At 63.9% G+C, this 17431-nt stretch carries 15 protein-coding genes and 1 riboswitch; of the genes, 10 read left to right on the forward strand and 5 right to left on the reverse strand.

Features of this window, described 5'->3' with window-relative positions; genetic code table 11:
• The first annotated feature begins 24 nt into the window (after positions 1–24).
• Positions 25–1388 (forward strand): IS3 family transposase gene (locus HU751_RS22090; RefSeq protein ID WP_437181031.1). Its coding sequence is split into 2 segments (ribosomal slippage): positions 25–537 and positions 540–1388, totalling 1362 coding nucleotides; the frame shifts between segments, so codons are not numbered across the junction.
• 169 nt (positions 1389–1557) lie between these two features.
• Complete coding sequence (locus tag HU751_RS22095) at positions 1558–1932, forward strand: DUF2784 domain-containing protein (RefSeq protein WP_186734305.1); 375 nt, start codon at positions 1558–1560, stop codon at positions 1930–1932.
• Here HU751_RS22095 and tam read toward each other — a convergent pair.
• Together tam and HU751_RS22105 are read right to left on the reverse strand one after the other, a co-directional pair.
• The gene (gene tam, locus HU751_RS22100) at positions 1909–2685 is read right to left on the reverse strand and encodes a trans-aconitate 2-methyltransferase (protein WP_186734304.1); all 777 of its coding nucleotides are present in this window, start codon (positions 2683–2685) and stop codon (positions 1909–1911) included. The two genes, HU751_RS22095 and tam, sit on opposite strands and share 24 nt — an antisense overlap.
• 153 nt (positions 2686–2838) lie before the next feature.
• Positions 2839–4248 carry an amino acid permease gene (locus tag HU751_RS22105; RefSeq protein WP_186734303.1) on the reverse strand — a complete coding sequence of 470 codons (1410 nt, stop codon included), beginning with the start codon at positions 4246–4248 and terminating at the stop codon, positions 2839–2841.
• Positions 4249–4686: 438 nt separating this feature from the next.
• Between HU751_RS22105 and HU751_RS22110 the strand changes: the two genes are divergently transcribed.
• Positions 4687–6117, forward strand: a complete 1431-nt coding sequence (locus tag HU751_RS22110) for an aminotransferase-like domain-containing protein (RefSeq protein WP_186734302.1) — start codon at positions 4687–4689, stop codon at positions 6115–6117.
• Here the strand turns inward: HU751_RS22110 and HU751_RS22115 are convergent.
• Complete coding sequence (locus HU751_RS22115; protein WP_186734301.1) at positions 6111–6254, reverse strand: hypothetical protein; 144 nt, start codon at positions 6252–6254, stop codon at positions 6111–6113. The genes HU751_RS22110 and HU751_RS22115 overlap by 7 nt on opposite strands.
• Positions 6255–6420: 166 nt before the next feature.
• On the opposite strand from HU751_RS22115, the gene HU751_RS22120 reads away from it, so the two are divergent.
• Entirely contained in the window at positions 6421–7317 is an 897-nt protein-coding gene (locus tag HU751_RS22120) for an RHS repeat-associated core domain-containing protein (RefSeq protein ID WP_367616984.1), read from the forward strand.
• A gap of 111 nt (positions 7318–7428) precedes the next feature.
• Here the strand turns inward: HU751_RS22120 and HU751_RS22125 are convergent, their stop codons facing one another.
• Positions 7429–8169: a hypothetical protein gene (locus HU751_RS22125; protein ID WP_186734300.1), complete on the reverse strand. Its 741-nt coding sequence runs from the start codon at positions 8167–8169 to the stop codon at positions 7429–7431.
• A gap of 150 nt (positions 8170–8319) precedes the next feature.
• Entirely contained in the window at positions 8320–9066 is a 747-nt protein-coding gene (locus HU751_RS22130) for a sulfite exporter TauE/SafE family protein (RefSeq protein WP_186734299.1), read from the reverse strand.
• A 244-nt stretch (positions 9067–9310) separates the two neighbouring features.
• On the opposite strand from HU751_RS22130, the gene HU751_RS22135 reads away from it, so the two are divergent.
• The 6 genes from HU751_RS22135 to HU751_RS22160 all read left to right on the forward strand — a co-directional run bounded on the left by HU751_RS22135 (position 9311) and on the right by HU751_RS22160 (position 17025).
• Positions 9311–12706, forward strand: coding sequence for an Ig-like domain-containing protein (locus tag HU751_RS22135; protein WP_186734298.1), 3396 nt, complete (start codon positions 9311–9313; stop codon positions 12704–12706).
• Between the two features lie 56 nt (positions 12707–12762).
• The gene (locus HU751_RS22140) at positions 12763–13728 is read left to right on the forward strand and encodes an SCO family protein (protein WP_186734297.1); all 966 of its coding nucleotides are present in this window, start codon (positions 12763–12765) and stop codon (positions 13726–13728) included.
• A gap of 75 nt (positions 13729–13803) precedes the next feature.
• A complete protein-coding gene (locus HU751_RS22145; RefSeq protein ID WP_186734296.1) occupies positions 13804–15081 on the forward strand; it encodes a bifunctional O-acetylhomoserine aminocarboxypropyltransferase/cysteine synthase in 1278 nt (425 codons plus the stop codon).
• Positions 15082–15145: 64 nt separating this feature from the next.
• Entirely contained in the window at positions 15146–15919 is a 774-nt protein-coding gene (locus tag HU751_RS22150) for a hypothetical protein (RefSeq protein ID WP_186734295.1), read from the forward strand.
• A 112-nt stretch (positions 15920–16031) separates the two neighbouring features.
• The gene (locus tag HU751_RS22155; RefSeq protein ID WP_186734294.1) at positions 16032–16376 is read left to right on the forward strand and encodes a carboxymuconolactone decarboxylase family protein; all 345 of its coding nucleotides are present in this window, start codon (positions 16032–16034) and stop codon (positions 16374–16376) included.
• Between the two features lie 79 nt (positions 16377–16455).
• Complete coding sequence (locus HU751_RS22160) at positions 16456–17025, forward strand: GNAT family N-acetyltransferase (RefSeq protein WP_186734293.1); 570 nt, start codon at positions 16456–16458, stop codon at positions 17023–17025.
• 173 nt (positions 17026–17198) lie between these two features.
• A riboswitch (cobalamin riboswitch) is annotated at positions 17199–17403 on the forward strand.
• Positions 17404–17431: the final 28 nt, after the last annotated feature.

The following is a 17431-nucleotide window of genomic DNA, read 5'->3' on the forward strand; positions in this document are numbered from 1 at the left end:
ACCTTATCCCTTGGAGGGTGTTCCATGACGAAATACAACCTGGCGCTCAAGCAGGCACTCATCGAAGAGTGCCTTTCTGCCCGCAGTGTTCATGAAGTGGCACTGAAGCATGAGCTGAGCCCTTCGCTGCTGCGCCGCTGGGTAAAGGGCTATGAGAAACACGGCGCAGCCGGTTTGATTCCCAAGTACAGTCACTACGATGCTCAGTTCAAATTAAAGGTTTTGCAATGCATCGAGCAAGACGGGCTGTCTGCTCAGCAAGCATGCGTAAGGTTTGATATCCGTGGGCCGAGCAGCATCAGGCAATGGAAAAGGCTGTACGATGAAGGCGGAATAGAAGCCCTTCATCCGAACCGTGCCCGAGAGTTAAACATGCCCCGCAAGCCATCAAAGCAATCCAGCGCAGGACCTTCTGCACCTTCGGATCGTGAGCTCACGCCTGAGCAAATGCTCGAAGAGCTGGAATATCTGCGCGCGGAGAATGCCTATCTAAAAAAGCTCGATGCCTTGATCCAAGCGGACCCACGCACTGCGCAGGCAAGAAAACGCAAGCTGTCCAAGGATTAAGGCGTGAGCATCGACTCGCTCTGCTGTTGCGCGCTGCAGGCCTGGCACGCAGTACCTTTTACTACCAAAGCAAAGTGTTGCAGACCGACAGGCATGCTGCCCTCAAGGAACGCATCGACAGGGTCTATCACCAGCATAAGGGGCGGTATGGCTACCGCCGTATCACTGCGGTTCTTGGGCACAATGCCGAGGTGATCAATCACAAGAAGGTGCAGCGGCTGATGCAGTTGATGGGCCTCAAATCGCTAGTCAAAGTGAAGAAATATCGCTCGTATCGAGGCTCCGAGGGGCTTGTTGCATCTGATTTGCTCAAGCGTGAATTCAAGGCGCAGGCCCCTAATCAAAAATGGGTAACCGACGTGACAGAGTTCAAGGTAAAGGGCCAGAAGCTATTTCTTTCGCCGGTGATGGACCTGTACAACGGCGAGATCCTCGCTTATCAGATCAACCGACGCCCTGAGTTCAGGATGGTTTCGACAATGCTGGAGCAAGCTTTCGAGCGGCTGAATCAAGATGACAAACCAATATTGCACTCCGATCAAGGCTGGCAGTATCAGCAGCCAGCTTACCGGCACATGTTGGCCGGGAAGAATATCGAGCAGAGCATGTCGCGAAAGGGAAACTGCCTGGACAACGCCGCGATGGAAAGCTTTTTTGGCACGCTCAAGAGCGAGTTCTTTTATCTGGAATCGTTTGAGAGTGTTGAACAACTGGCATCAGGGCTAGAGGATTACATCGCTTACTACAACCAAGAACGCATCAGTCTCAGACTAAATGGCTTGAGTCCGGTACAATTTCGGACCCAAGCGCTGAACCCATAGCGTACCCTGTCCAACTTTCGGGGGTCAGTTCACGTAAGGGCGGAAAGGTGAATAAGCGTCGACATCGCAAAAGAATGCGCATACAACTATAAAAACAATCATCGCCCAAACTCAGAAACAAAAAACCATGACAAACTAACCCATCTCCAACAGCAAGGCCCCACCCACCATGTTCTACCGCCTGGCCGCCGACACCCTGGTCCTGTTCCACCTCTCGTTCATCCTGCTGGTCCTGTTCGGCGGCCTGTTGGTGCTCTGGCGCCGCCGCGCCCTGCTGATCCATCTCCCCGCCCTCGCCTGGGGCCTGGCCGTGGAAGGCCTGCACCTGGAGTGCCCCCTGACCGACTGGGAAAACCACCTGCGCAATGCCGCCGGCGACGCCGGCTACCACGGCGGTTTCGTCGAACACTACATCTGGCCGGTCATCTACCCCGCCGGCCTGACCCCACAGATCCAACTGTGGCTGGGCACCGTCGTACTGCTGCTCAACCTCGGCGTCTACGCCTGCGTGATCTGGCGCCTAGCGCGTCGCCACCACGAATAACCGCGGGAACGGCAACAATACCCTGCCATCACTGGCCGGCGGGTAATCACGCTGCATGGCCTGCAAGTAAAGCTGCAGGAAACTCGCCTGTTCCTGCTCATCCAGCCGCGCCAGGTAAGGCCGCAACGCCGAGCCCTTGAACCACTCCACCACCGCCTCGGCACCACCAACCAGCGGGTGGTGGTAGGTGGTGCGCCACACATCCACCCGCGCGCACAGCGGGCTGAGCAGGTCGTAGTAGAAACCGGCATTGTGCCGCAGCGGCAGGCTGAAATCGGCGAACTTCCCGGCCCAGGGCCCCTGGCTGGCAATCTCGCGCAGTTGCCGGTGCGCCGGCTCATCGAGGTTGTCGGGCGTCTGCACGGCCAGGCTGGCGCCCTCGCTCAGTTGCCGCACCAGGTGCGGGTAGAGGCTGGCGTGGTCCGGCACCCACTGCAGCGACGCGTTGGCAAGGATCAGGTCCTGAGGCTCGTGGGCCGTCCAGCTGGCAATCTCGCCAATCTCGCAGCGCACCCGCGGAATGCTCAGCCGTGGCCGTTGCCGGGCCTTGTCGATCATGTCTGGATCGCTGTCCAGGGCCAGGACCTGGGCATCGGGGCAGCGCTGCAGCAACACCTCGGTGGAGTTACCCGGACCGCAGCCCAGGTCCGTGGCGTGACGCACCGGGCGCGCCGGCACGGCGGCCAGCAGATCGCGCACGGCGCGGGTGCGTTCGTCTTCGAACAACGAATACTGGGTGGCGGACCAGGCCATGGGCGACTCCTCGTGGGGCAATTGTGTGCAGCATAAGCCATGTTGGCATGCTGCAACGTAAGGATGATCTGACTGGCAAACAAGGCTTTGCCCACAAACAAAAACGGCCGATCCCTCAAAGGAGACCGGCCGTTGACAGAGGCACTAGCGCAATCAGTGACGCTTGGCGCTACGGATCTGGTGCACCACGCCCATGGCCACCACGATCGCCGCGGCGATGCCGGTGGAGATCACCAGGATCTGGTAGTCAGGCATGAAGGCCATGGTCACCAGGGCCGCCACGATGAACAGGATCACCAGGTAGGTCAGCCACGGGAACAGCCACATCTTCAGGCGCACTTCCTTGCCCTCGGCGATCAGCTTGCGACGCATGCGCAGCTGCGAGAAGGCGATCACCAGGTACACCAGCAGGGCGATCATGCCGGTGGTGTTCATCAGGGTTTCCAGCACGTCCTTCGGCCGCAGGGTCTCGCTGAAGTTGATCAGCGCGCAGAACACCGCCACCAGGCACGAGCCGATGATCGCGTTCACCGGGACGCCGGTACCGGTGCGGGTGAACTTGAACAGGCGCGGCGCGTCGCCACGCTGGGCCAGGGAGAACAGCATGCGCGAAGCGGTGTAGTGGCCGGAGATCAGGCAGCTGCTCACCGAGGTCAGCACCACGAAGTTCATCAGCAGCTCGGCATACGGCACGCCCAGCAGTTCCAGGGTACGGCGGTAGGCGCCATAGCCGGAGACGCCCAGCTGCGGGTCGTTCCACGGCACCAGGCAGACGATCAGGAAGATCGAGCCGACATAGAACAGGCACACCCGCCACACCACCGAGTTGGTCGCCTTGACGATCTGGGTGGCCGGATCCTTCGCCTCGGAGGCGGCGATGGTGACGATCTCGGCGCCGAGGAAGGCGAACATCACCCCCAGCAAGGCCCCGATCACCGTGGTGATGCCGTTGGGCATGAAACCTTCGGCGGTCAGGTGGGTGATGCCGCGCACTTCACCGAACTGCCAGATGTTCATCACCGCGGCGGTACACACCACCAGGAAGCAGACGATTGCCACCACCTTGATCAACGCGAACCAGAACTCGAACTCGCCGTAGTGCTTGACGTTGAAGAAGTTGACGGTGATCAGCACCAGCGTGGTGGCCAGCACGAACACGTTGACGCTCACGTCGGGGAAGAAACCGTGCAGGATCTTGCCCGCGACATAGGCCTCCCAGGCCATGAGGATCACCCAGTACCACCAGTACAGCCAGCCGATGGTGAAGCCGGCCCAGCGGCCGATGGCGCGGTCGGCGTAGGTGGAGAACGAGCCGGTGTCCGGCGAGGAGGTCGCCATCTCACCGAGCATGCGCATGATCAGCACCACCAGGATGCCGCCGGCAAGGTATGCCAGCACAGCAGCCGGGCCGGCGCTGTGGATCACGCTGCCGGAACCGACGAACAAGGCGCCGCCGATCACCCCGGCGATGGACATCATCGTCAGGTGGCGCGACTTGAGCGAGGCACTGAGCTTGCTCTCGTGCCCATCCTTCGCGGTGGTGGATGTGGATGTTGCGTCCATCAGTTATTTACCCCGTGCTTCTTTTTATCCAAGGAAAAACTGTGAAACCCCGATGGTTATCGGTCTCACCTGTACATCAGTGCTACTGCGGGCAGGGAGGTGTGCGGAGCACACGCAGGCCATCCGTGGCGGCCTGCTTACGCGACCAGAGGCAATCCTCTGGACGAACTGAACCATGCTGGGGACGGGCAAGAAGCGCCCGGCCAGGCGAAAGGAAGGTGCGGGGCAAACCCCGACGGCAAAGCAGCGATGTTGTGATTATTCATGGCGCTGGTACGTGCTGTGTTGGCTATATCTGACACGTAATGTAAAAATGTCGAACACATAGAGCCATGCACAGCGGCATGAAAAACGCACTGCACTGTACAGGCCGCCGATGCAATACACCCGCGATACCCCTGCAGGCGCCTGTCGCCGCGCACACCTGAAGGCCCCCGAATGCTCCAGCTCCATCCGGACTCCTCCACCCCGCTGGTCAACCAGATCATCGACGGGCTGCGCGCGCTGATCGACGACCAGACGCTCAAGCCGGGGGCGAAGGTCCCGTCGATCCGGGCGTTTGCCTCGACCTACTCGGTGAGCACCTTCACCGTGGTCGAGGCCTACGACCGGCTGGTGGCCCAAGGCCTGCTGGTGAGCAAGGGCAATGCGGGGTTCTTCGTCAATCGTGCGGCGAACGAGCTGCTGGACAAGCACAACGTCGAGGTCGACACCAGCCGCCCCACCTTCAATTCCGAGTGGTACCTGCAGCAGATCTTCGAGATCCGCCAGTTGCCGTTCAAGCCGGGTTGCGGCTGGCTGCCCAACGACTGGATGTACGAGGAAGGCCTGCGTCGTGGCCTGCGCCAGGTGGCAGGCAGCCCGCTTGAGCTGTCCGGCTACGGCGACCCCCTGGGCCTGCCGGAGCTGCGCGCACTGACCGCGCAGAACCTGCAGCAGGAACTGTCGATCGTCGCCAACCCGGCGCAGCTGATGCTCACCCACGGCGCCAGCCAGGCCCTGGACCTGGCCGTGCGCACCCTGGTACGCCCCGGCGACGTGGTGCTGGTGGACGACCCCGGCTACCCCAACCTGATGAGCATCCTGCGCACCCAGGGCGCCACCCTGGTGGGCGTGCCGCGCACCCCGGCGGGCTACGACCTCGACCAGCTCGAGCGCCTGTTGGCCCACCACCGACCCACGGCGTTCTTCACCCAGCCGCACCTGCACAGCCCGACCTGCTCGCGCACCCCGCTGGCGCAGTTGCACCGCTTGCTGCAACTGGCCAGCCAGCATGGTTTCCGCCTGGTGGAGAACAACCTCTACGCCGACATGATCGCCGACCCGCTACCCTGCCTGGCCAGCCTCGACCACCTGCAGCAGGTGGTGTACGTCGGCAGCTATTCCAAGAGCATCTCGCCCAACGTGCGGGTCGGCTACCTGCTGGCCAACCCCGAGCTGACCCAGCAACTGCTGCACCTGAAGATGCGCTCGGGCCTGACCACCTCGCAGGTGATGGAGCGGGTGGTGTACGCCGCGATCATCGATGGTCGCTGGCGCAAGCACCTCAAGCGCCTGCGCCAGCGCCTGGCCGAGGCGCATCAGGAAGTCGGCCGGCATTTGCACCGGCTGGGCTTCGAGCTGTTCATCGAATCGGACGAGGGGATGTACATCTGGACCCGCCACCCGGCGATCCCCGACAGCGCCGCGCTGCTGGACGATGCGTTGGAGAAAGGCATCATGCTCGGGCCCGGGCAGCTATTCATGGTCGATGCCAAGGCCACCGGGTGGATGCGCTTCAACGTGGCGTTCAGTGCGGATCCGGCGATGTGGGAGTTGTTGGAGAAGGTGCTGGTCAAGCACGTTCGCAACAGGGGGCAGTGTCAATAGTCGTTTCGACGTAATCCCGACTTGCTACTGATGCGGGTCTGTATCTGGATTGTCACTGCGCTGTAGTCGGCATCGCGGATGCTGATCCCAGCCTGGCAGACCTGCGAATAGCCGGCATCGAAATGCACCTTGTTCACGCTCACCTCGTCGAGGTCTATAGACAGCCCATCGACAGACATCAATCCCATGGCATTCGGATGCGCACAGAAACAACATGGGCAAGATTGCCTGGCACTTTTGCCAGTTGCGCGCGATCTGTCCCAGGCTTGATGCTCCGGCATCGGCTTCGCAGGGAGCAATATCGTGAGCCCGTATCCAGACCAGACCTGCACATTGCTGCTTACGGATACTCAGCGTTCAACGCTCATGGCACGCTCACGCTGTGGGTTCAGATCACATGCCTACACAGCTTTTGGCTACTCGCAGCACCAGCCAACGGACAACGATGGCTTTCAAGGCCAACGGGTAGAACTCTCGACCGGCCATTACCTGCTGGGTAATGGTTACCGTGCCTATAATCCCGCGCTGATGCGGTTCAACAGCCCGGACAGCTATTCTCCGTTCGACCGCGGGGGCATCAACTGTTATTGCTTCGCACTTAACAGCCCCACCAACTTCAGCGATCCCAGCGGACATGCAACGCAGTACATGTACAGGTTGCAGAGCATCCTGGCAGCAGATTTCAGGATCGTATCAGGGCTCACCAGCTTCATCTCGGCAAACGCAGGGATGCAGACCCATATTGCCTACAATGGACATGGTGGTCCAGGATTCGTGCAGGGAATGATAAGCCCCGACAGCAATGACACGTATATCTGGTCCAGCGAAATCAGCAAGGTCGTCAGACCAGAACACAAAGCGCTCGGACTCAAAGGCATCGCAGCATTCTGCTACAGCGCAGACATGCCGACTGAGCCCGGCCAGACCTCTATCGCGCACGCGTTTGCCAATGAACTCGATCAACCCACTATCGGTTTTTTCGGTGAGGTCTTCTACAACCCCACCAATGAGGGAGCCACCGATCTCAAAAGCCAACCAGCGCATGAATATGGAATCATAATGAATCAGGTCGGCTACTCGCTTAATTTCCAGCCAGCGTCGTTTTTGCCAGATAACTATCTGAGCGAACGACTACAAAGCAAGAAAAGTGGCCTCTTCTTACCATTGATCTATGCCATCCGCAAAAGCACCAACGACTGACGCGTCCTCCAGCGGCAAGGATGGAAAAGCGAGCTTTCAAGCCATCCAACTCGACCCGTCATTAATCTCGTGTTGGTGTCAACCAGGGAATTCCCAAGCGAGCCTGGCCGGTTAAAGGGAATGCGAAAGACCCGCATGCCTTTTCCGCCCCAGCCAGACATATGCCAACGCCAGCAACCCCAGCACCAGTGCAGCAAACACCGCCACCACCACCTGGCTGTAGCGCGCCAGCAGCGCCGGGAACCCCACCACCTCGCGGGTCACCTGGATATCGGCGCTGCCGTCGGCATCGCGGATGCTGATGCCGCCCTGGCGGATCTGCGAGTAGTCGGCGTCGAAGTACACCCAGACCTTGCTTTCGCTCACCCCGTCGATGGCCGGCAGGTCGATGCTGCTGGTGGGCGTCGGCACCAGCGTGTCGTTGCCGGCGGCGTCGCGCACCTGCACCAGGCCCTTGGCCGGCAAGCGGATGTGCACGGCCTTGAGCGGCGCCTGGGCGGGGTTGTACAGCTCGATGAGCAGGCCGGTACGGTGATCCACCAACCCGGCCTCGAACGGTCTGGCAAACAGTTGCAGGTAAGGAGCCTGGGCCAGGTCGACCAGCTTGTCGATCTGCGGATGGCTGAGGGCGCCGGCGCCGATCTCGCTGATCTGCGTGTGCAGCCGCTCGTACTTGAGCAGATCGTTGGCCTGGCTGATGCGCTCGTTGAACTGGCCCGGGTAGGTGAGATGGGCGTAGGTCAGGCGCGCCTGCAGGCGGTCGTCGTCGCGCAGTACTGCGTAGAGCGTGGCAGCGACGATGACCAGGGCGAGCAGGCCCACCAGGGATTTACCGACTTTTTCCCAATTCACCTTGAGGGTTCCTTGTTTTACGGGCGTGACGAGAGGCAAGGCAGGCAAGGGTGCCAAGAACACCGGGTTCGGGCAAGGGTTGGCTGCCTGTGATGAAGCGGACTTGAACGATGACCGGCATGTACGCGTGTCCCTGTAGGAACGGCCGCATCAACCCCGCGCCAGCAACCCCGGTACCGCGACCACCAGCATCGCCACCCCGGACAGCGTCAGCAGCCCCAGCACGATCCGGCGAAACGCCAGTTCGCTGATCCCCAGGTACAACCGCGTACCCAGCAGTGTCGGCACTGCCATCGCCAACGCCACCACCGCGAACGCCGGCAGCAGCGCCGGGGTCACCAGCCCGCTGCCCAGGTAGGTGAGCATGGTCACCGCCAGCATCGACAGGTTGAAGTTCTGGATCACCGCCCGCTGGGTATCGCGCTCGAACCCGCGCAGGGTGCACCAGAGCGTCGGCACGGTACCGGTAAAACCGCCGATGCCGCCCAGCACCCCGCCGACCATGCCCACCGCGCCATCGGCCAGGCGCCCGCCCTGCAGACGCGGCAGGCGCGGCGCCAGCAGCATCAGCGGGCACCACACCACCAGCAGCGTGCCGAACACCGCCTTGAACCACAGCATGTCCAGGTAAGGCAGTACCCACACACCCAGCGGAATCCCCGCCAGCCCGCCCAGCACGAAGGGCCACAGCAGCGTCCAGCTGAAGCCCCGACGCACGCTGAACACGGCGATCAGCTGCCCGGTAAGGCTGCCGAACACGGTCAACACCGCCGCTACCCGCGGCTCCAGTCCCCAGGCCCAGAACGACATGGCCACCATGCCGAAGGCAAAGCCCGACAGGCCCTGGACGAAACCGGCGACGATGGCGCCAAGGGCGATGAGATAGAGCGGATCCATGTGGGCTCCCTGCGACGATCGATGACATCGGCTGGGGAGCATTCCCCACCCAGCAATGGGTGTCCAGCCCCAGGTTTGCGGCAACACCTTGAGCGTTTCTCGTTCGCAACACTGCAACATCTTGAAACAACTGGCGTTTGGCCATTTACCGCTTGGCACAGCCGTTGCTGACCCCTGTTCAAGGCACATCGCCGCTTATCGAGCGGCAACAGATGCCAATCTGCACAACACGGGGCATACGGCAATGAAGAAACCAGCTGCAACATCGACCCAGGTGTTCAGGTTGTCCTCCCTCACGGCACTGCTGCTCAGCCTGGGGCTGGCCAGCGCGTTCGCCGGGTCGCTCGACGACGTGAGCCAGCCACCACCCACCGATCCTTCCGCCTACAGCGACCCGCCCGCCACGCCAGCGGACCAGGCGGCGGCGCTGGAGGCCCTGAAGTCGATGCCCGAGGCCAATGAGGGCTCGCTGGAGCTGACCAATGGCGTCTACGGCACCCGCGCCACGGTGACCAGCAACAACGCGCTGCCCCCCGCGTTGCAGACTTCGCGCAAGTACCCCACCAACGGCAAGCCCAGCCCGCTGTTCGGCGCCGAGCCGTTCACTCAGCAACTGCTGTTGTTCGAAGAATTCGGCCCGGAGAAACTCGACCCGGCCACCCCGCCCTACTCCATGACCTTCCCGCCGCCCGTGATCGGCGCGCCCCCCGCCCAAGACCCCGACTACGCCGCCCGCAGCGGCCCCAACGGCAATGCCCTGGAAGCGTTCCTGACCCAGCCGGGGCTGACGCCGTTCCCGTCGCAGTACGCCAACGTGCTCGACCGCAACCCGTGGAAGGCGCAGATCGAGATGTTCCTCAACCGCAGCGGGGTCGGCTCGCCCGCCGAAGGCCGTCCGCCAGGAAAGGGCTGGTCGCACCAGCGCTGGAACGAGTTCTACCCCCAGGCCGCGTTCAAGACCGCCCAGGCCGGGGCGCGCATCAACCAGGGCCTGCGCGACCGCAAGCAGCTGCACAACTACGCCAAGGGTGAGTTCGCCCCCGGCGGCCTGTACTACCAGACCTCCGACATCCCCACCACCCTGGGCACCACCAAGGGCATCGACACCCGCTTCCACCCGAAAATGCCCCTGCAGGGCCACAAGGCGCTATGGACCTTCGACGGCACCTTCCCGGTCAAGCTGCTGATGGTGCGCTACGGCCAGCCGGTACTGATGCGCCACTACAACGCCCTGCCGATCGACCCGTCGGCCAACAACGGTTTCGGCCTGCACACTATCTCCACCCACGAGCACAACGGCCACTCGCCGGCCGAGAGCGACGGTTTCGCCAACGCCTACTTCTTCCCCGGCCAGTATTACGACTACCGCTGGCCGATCCAGCTGGCCGGCTACGACACCATCAACACCCGCGCCCAGGACCCGCGCGCCGCCTTCCCCTGCGCGCCGGGCGAAACCCTGTTCGTCAACGATGCGTCCCCAGGCCTCAAGACCTGCGAGAACGGCAGCATCAAGATCCGCGGCGACTGGCGCGAAACCATGAGTACCCACTGGTTCCACGACCACATGCTCGATTTCACCGCGCAGAACGTCTACAAGGGCAACGCGGTGATGATGAACTACTACTCGGCCATCGACCGCGGCAACGAAGCCCTGCAGGACGGCGTCAACCTGCGTTTCCCCAGTGGCGCGGCGATGCCCTGGGGCAACCGCGACTACGACGTCAACCTGTTGATCGCCGACAAGGCCTGGGACGCCAACGGCCAGCTGTGGTTCAACCCGTTCAACACCGACGGCTTCCTCGGCGACCAGATCCTGGTCAACTGGCAGTACCAGCCCAAGCTCAAGGTGCGCGCGCGCAGCTACCGCTTCCGCATCCTCAACGGCTCGGTGTCGCGTTACTTCAAGTTCGCCGTGGTGCGTGAAATCGCCGGCACCAGCGGCGAGTTCAAGGGCCCTACCGGCTCCAACCTTTCCTACGCGCGGGTGCCGTTCCACATGATCGCCAACGACGGCAACATCATGGAACACGCCGTACCGTTCGACGGCACCCTGGACCTCAACGGCGACGGCAACCTGCAGGACAACAACGCCATCATGCCGCTGCAGGGCATTGCCGAGCGCTACGACATCATCATCAATTTCGCCAAGAACGGGATCAAGGTCGGCGACAAGCTGTACTTCGTCAACCTCATGGAACACGAGACCGGCAAGGGCCCGAAACAACCCATCGCCCTGGCCGACGTGCTGTCGGGCAAGTACAAGTCCGTGATCAAGCAGACCAGCAACGGGCCGGAATGGGATGGCGGCGACCCGGTGGTCGGCAAGTTCATGCAACTGATCGTGCAGCCCTACACCGGCCAGGACGTCAGCATGGACCCGAGCCTGTATGAACCGGCCAAGCCCGGCAAGGCCGCGGGCCTGGTGATGATCCCCCTGCCCATCGACCGCAACAGCGCCAGCGATCAGGTCAAGATCAAGGCCGCGCGCCACCGCGAGTTCCTCTTCGGCCGCTCCGACGGCACCGACAGCACGCCCTGGACCATCAAGACCGACGGCGGCTTCGGCTTCACCATGGACCCGCGACGCATCAGCGCCGCCCCGCAACTGGCCAACGAAGCCACCGACGCGGGCTTCAGCGGCGACGGCACCCTGGAAGTGTGGAAGATCAAGAACGGTGGCAACGGCTGGAGCCACCCGGTGCATGTGCACTTCGAGGAAGGGGTGATCCTCAGCCGTGACGGCAAGGCACCGCCGGAATGGGAAAAATGGGCGCGCAAGGACGTCTACCGCATCGGCCCGGACGCTGATTCGTCGGAAGAAGTGGAAATGGCCATTCGCTTCCGCGAGTTCGCCGGCACCTACATGGAGCACTGCCACAACACCCAGCACGAGGACACCTCGATGCTGCTGCGCTGGGACCTGGAACACCCCGGCCAGTTCCAGATGATGCCGACGCCGCTGCCCGGCTGGGATGGCGTGGAGTACGTCAACTCCGCCGCCCTGCCGACCTTCCGCACCGCCAGCAGTGGCAGCGGCAACGACGGCAACAAGCCGCCGGTGGCGGTGAACGACAGTGCCGCGACCTCGGCCGGCAAGCCGATCGTGCTCAACGTGCTGGCCAACGACACCGACCCCGACGGCAACCTGCCGCTGAGCATCAGCAGCCTGGCCCAGCCCGACTCCGGCCAGGGCACGGTGAGCAGCAACGGCACCCAGCTGACCTACACCCCGCCGGCCACGGTCGCCACGGCGTTCACCGCCAGCTTCACCTACGCCGCGCGCGACGCCAAGGGCCTCGAGTCGCTGGCGCCGGCCACGGTGAGCATTGCGGTCTCGCCGGCGCTACCGATGGACCAGATCCAGGTCAGCAGCGCCACGGTGCAGTTGCGCAGCAACAGCCGCTGGACCTGGGAAATCGCCGGGACCACCTCGGTGGCCGCCGGCAACAGTATCCGGGTCTCCACCAACACCACCAGCGGGCCGCTTGACCTGGGCCTGGCGACCCTGACCACCAGCGGCAGCGGCGCGCGCTGGAAGCTATCGGTCACCACCACCGGCAGCGGCCCGGCCTCGCCACCGGCGGTAACGGTGAAGTCGGCACTGGGACAGAGCGTGACGGTGCCGCTGAGTATCAAGTGACGTCGTGCAAGGGGCCGCTACGCGGCCCTTTCATACCAACCTAAGAGGGTCAGACCATGCCCCGCCTCTGCCACCTGCTGCTCCTGCTGCTGCTCACACTCAGCCTCGCCTGGTCGCTGCCCCCCGGCACCCGCGCAACGCCCTCCACCCCCTGGGGCGCTGACTACTTCCCCAACATCCCCCTGCTCACCCAGGACGGCCGACAGGTCCGCTTCTTCGACGACCTGATCAAGGACAAGGTGGTGGCCATCAACTTCATCTTCACCGGCTGCGGCGACTCCTGCCCGGTGGAAACCGCGCGCCTGCGCCAGGTGCAGAAGCTGCTGGGCGAGCGCGTCGGCCAGGACATCTTCATCTACTCGATCAGCATCGACCCCTACAACGACACTCCCGCCACCCTCAAACGCTACGCCGAGAAGTTCGCCATCGGCCCCGGCTGGACCCTGCTCACCGGCGAAGCCGCCGACATCGAGCAGCTGCGCCGCAGCCTCGGGCTGTACATCGAGGGCCTGGAGAACGGCCGCAGCAAGGACCACAACCTCAGCCTGATCATCGGCAACCAAGCCACCGGCCGCTGGATGAAGGCCTCGCCCTTCGAAAGCCCGTACATCCTCGCCGACCGCCTGGCCAATAGCCTGCACAACTGGAGGACCGCCAGCGCCCAGCGCCGCGACTACACCCAGGCCCCGGATATCCGCCCGCCGAGCGCCGGCGAACAACTGTTCCGTACCCGTTGCTCGTCGTGCCATACCCTGGGCGATGCCGAGCCCGGCGCCACCCGTGGCATCGGCCCGGACCTGCTGGGGGTGACCCGCCAGCGCGAGGAACAGTGGTTGAAACGCTGGCTGATGGAGCCGGACCGGATGCTGGCGGAGAAAGACCCGCTGGCGATGCTGCTGTACGCGCAGTACAACCAGCTGGCGATGCCCAACATGCGCCTGGGCGAAACCGAAGTGACCGCGCTGATCGGCTATCTCGAGGAAGAAACACAACGGCGCCAGGTGCCCTCGGCGCAACGTTGAACCTCGACCCTTGACCACCAGCGCTGCCCCGGCCCATGCTCGACCGCTTCCATCCCACGCTCAAGGAACGACCGCATGAAGCTGGAAACACTCGCCATCCACGCGGGCTTCAGCCCCGACCCGACCACCAAGGCGGTGGCCGTGCCGATATACCAGACCACCTCGTTCGCCTTCGACGACACCCAGCACGGCGCCGACCTGTTCGACCTCAAGGTCGCGGGCAACATCTACTCGCGCATCATGAACCCCACCAACGACGTGCTCGAGCAACGCATGGCCGCCCTCGAGGGCGGGGTCGGCGCGCTGGCCGTGGCCTCGGGCATGGCCGCCATCACCTACGCCATCCAGACCGTCGCCGAAGCCGGCGACAACATCGTCTCGGTGGCCAAGCTGTACGGCGGCACCTACAACCTGCTGGCCCACACCCTGCCGCGCATGGGCATCACCACCCGCTTCGCCGCCCACGACGACATCGCCGCCCTCGAGGCGCTGATCGACGCGCGCACCAAGGCAGTGTTCTGCGAGTCGATCGGCAACCCCGCCGGCAACATCGTCGATATCGCCGCGCTGGCCGAGGCGGCCCACCGCCATGGCGTGCCGCTGATCGTCGACAACACCGTGGCCACGCCGATTCTCTGCCGCCCGTTCGAGCACGGCGCCGATATCGTCGTGCACTCGCTGACCAAGTACATCGGCGGCCATGGCACCAGCATCGGCGGCATCGTCATCGACTCGGGCAAGTTCCCCTGGGCCGATCACAAGGAACGTTTCGCCCTGCTCAACACTCCCGACCCGTCCTACCACGGCGTTACCTACACCGAGGCCTTCGGCCCCGCCGCCTTCATCGGCCGCTGCCGCGTGGTGCCGCTGCGCAACACCGGTGCAGCGCTGTCGCCGTTCAATGCCTTCCTGATCCTGCAAGGCCTGGAGACCCTGGCCCTGCGCATGGAGCGCCATACCGAGAATGCGCTCAAGGTCGCCCGCTACCTGCAGGAACACGACCAGGTGGCCTGGGTGAAATATGCCGGCCTGCCCGACCACCCCGAACACCAACTGGCACAGCGCTACACTGGCGGCAAACCGGCGGCGATCCTGTCGTTCGGCATCAAGGGCGGCCAGGCCGCCGGGGCACGCTTCATCGATGCGTTGCAACTGGTGGTGCGCCTGGTCAACATCGGCGACGCCAAGTCGCTGGCCTGCCATCCCGCCTCCACCACCCACCGCCAGCTCAACGACGAAGAACTGGAGAAGGCCGGCGTGCCGCGAGACATGGTGCGCCTGTCGATCGGCATCGAGCACAGCGACGACATCATCGCCGACCTCGCCCAGGCCCTGGAGGCCAGTCGCGGCTGATCGACCCGCGCCCCACCCAATGCCGACGGCGGGCGCGTACCCTGTAGAACCGGAACCCCACGCAATGACCCTTTTCTACCTGAAACTCCTGGTCACCCCGCTGCTGATGTGGGCCATCTCCCTCGCCTCGCGGCGCTGGGGCGGCCTGCTCGGCGGGCTGCTGTCCGGCCTGCCGATCACCTCGGCCCTGGTGATGACCTTCCTGTGCCTGGAGCAAGGCACGGGCTTCGCCCTGGGCGCGGTACCCGGCGCGCTGGGTGGGTTGGCGGCGGTGCAGGCCACCTACACCTTCTACCTGTTCGCCACACGCCGGGTCGATATCGCTCCGGCCGTGCTGCTGGCGCTCCTGTTCTATGGCCTGGCGGCCTATGCCTTCACCCACTGGGGTGGGCTGTACCTGTCGGTGACCGTGGCGCTGCTGCTGATCGGCGTGCTGATCCGCGTCAGTGGCCGCGAGCCCAGGCCCGACACCCTCGTCCGCCCCCGGCAGCGGTATTGGGAGATTCCCTTGCGAATGGTATCCGCCACCTCGCTGCTGATGGTCACCACCAGCCTGGCCAACTGGCTGGGGCCAGCCACCAGCGGCATGCTGGCGCCAATTCCGGTGATTGCCTGGCCGCTGGTGGTGTTCGCCCATGTGCAGGGTGGCCGGGCCGGGATGGCGGCGATGGTGCGGGGCAATGCCATTGGTGCGGTGGGAGTGATTGCATTCTACCTGGCGATGGCGGGGTTGCTGGAGCGATTGGGGGTTGCCGTGACCATCGGCCTCGCCATGGGCCTGGCCGTGGCACTGACCGTCGCGTTGGCGGCGGCGCTGCGCCGGTTACCGACTGATTGACCCGTGTTTCGAACAGATCCTGGGCTTGATCCATCCTCTCTGGAGGCAGCCCCTGCGGCAAAATATCGACTAGCCTGAATGCTCCTGTTGCCAACCTGACAAGGTGAAGACGATGAGCATGATGGACTGGGACGCCTACCGTAAGCAGTTGATGGCCGGCATCGGCGATCTCAAGCAACTCTCTCCCGATACCGTGGCCGGCTACGCGACCGCCAGCGGCGCCGGGGCCAAGACCAACCACCTGGACGCCAAGACCCGTGAGCTGATCTCGTTGGCCGTGGCCGTCACCACCCGCTGCGACGGCTGCATCGCCGTGCATTCGCAGCAGGCGGTCAAGCACGGCGCCACCCGCGAGGAGATCGCCGAGGCCCTGGGCGTGGCGGTGGCAATGAATGCTGGCGCCGCGCTGGTCTACTCGGCCAGGGCGCTGGACGCCGTGGGCAAGGCCGGCGCCTGAGCAGGTTGCGGCGCCGGCGCCCTTGCGCGCAGGCGCCGCGACACCCAGACTTGGCGCCTCAGCCCGTGCAGGAACCGCCATGATCCAGATCCGCCCCATGACCCCGGAAGACTTCGAGCGCTTCTGGCCGACCTTCCAGTCCATCGTCCAGGCCCGCCAGACCTACGCCTTCGACCCGGCCCTGGACATCGACCAGGCGCGCCAGCTGTGGCTGGAAACCCCGTTGCGTACCCTGGTGGCCGAGGACGATGGCGTGCTGCTCGGCTCGTACTTTCTCAAGGCCAATGCCGCCGGCCCCGGTGCACATGTCGGCAACTGCGGCTACATGGTCTGCGAGCAGGCCCGTGGCCGGGGCGTGGCCAGGCTGATGTGCGACCACTCGCAGAAGCTGGCGCGCCAGGAGGGCTTCCTGGCCCTGCAGTTCAACTCGGTAGTGGCCAGCAACGAGGTGGCCGTGGCGCTGTGGCACAAGCTCGGCTTCGAGACCGTCGGGCGCCTGCCCAAGGCTTACCGCCATGCCGAACTGGGCCTGGTGGACTGCCTGGTGATGTACAAGTGGCTGGCAGACGAGCCGGTGGTGGAAAAACCGGCGCTGCTGATCGGGCGCAAGAACATCGAGGCGCGGGTGTCGCGTCGGCGCGGGCGCTGACCCCATCGCGGGGCAAGCCCGCTCCCACGATCCGATTACCTGGAGCTGCCAGGGTATCGCCGTGGGAGCGGGCTTGCCCCGCGATCAGCGACAACGCAATTGCAGCTAACCCATTGCCCCAGCAGATATTTCCCTACCACCCAGACGATTGACTCGCCCCCCATTCGATGGTCAGATGCGCGCCAGTTTCAGGTGTCCTGCGCCGCCGCGCGCAGGGTGAAACGGGAAGCCGGTGCGTCGTTGTCACGACAAGTCCGGCGCTGCCCCCGCAACGGTAAGCGAGCGAATCCTTCGACAGACCACTGTGCGCACGCATGGGAAGGTGAAGGCTTCACGCCCCTCGCAAGCCCGGAGACCGGCCTGAGGCTCTACTTGGCAACCCGCGGTGGGCGGGCGCAGGCCGGTA

The sequence above is a fragment of the Pseudomonas peradeniyensis genome (assembly GCF_014268935.2).
Lineage (GTDB): Bacteria > Pseudomonadota > Gammaproteobacteria > Pseudomonadales > Pseudomonadaceae > Aquipseudomonas > Aquipseudomonas peradeniyensis.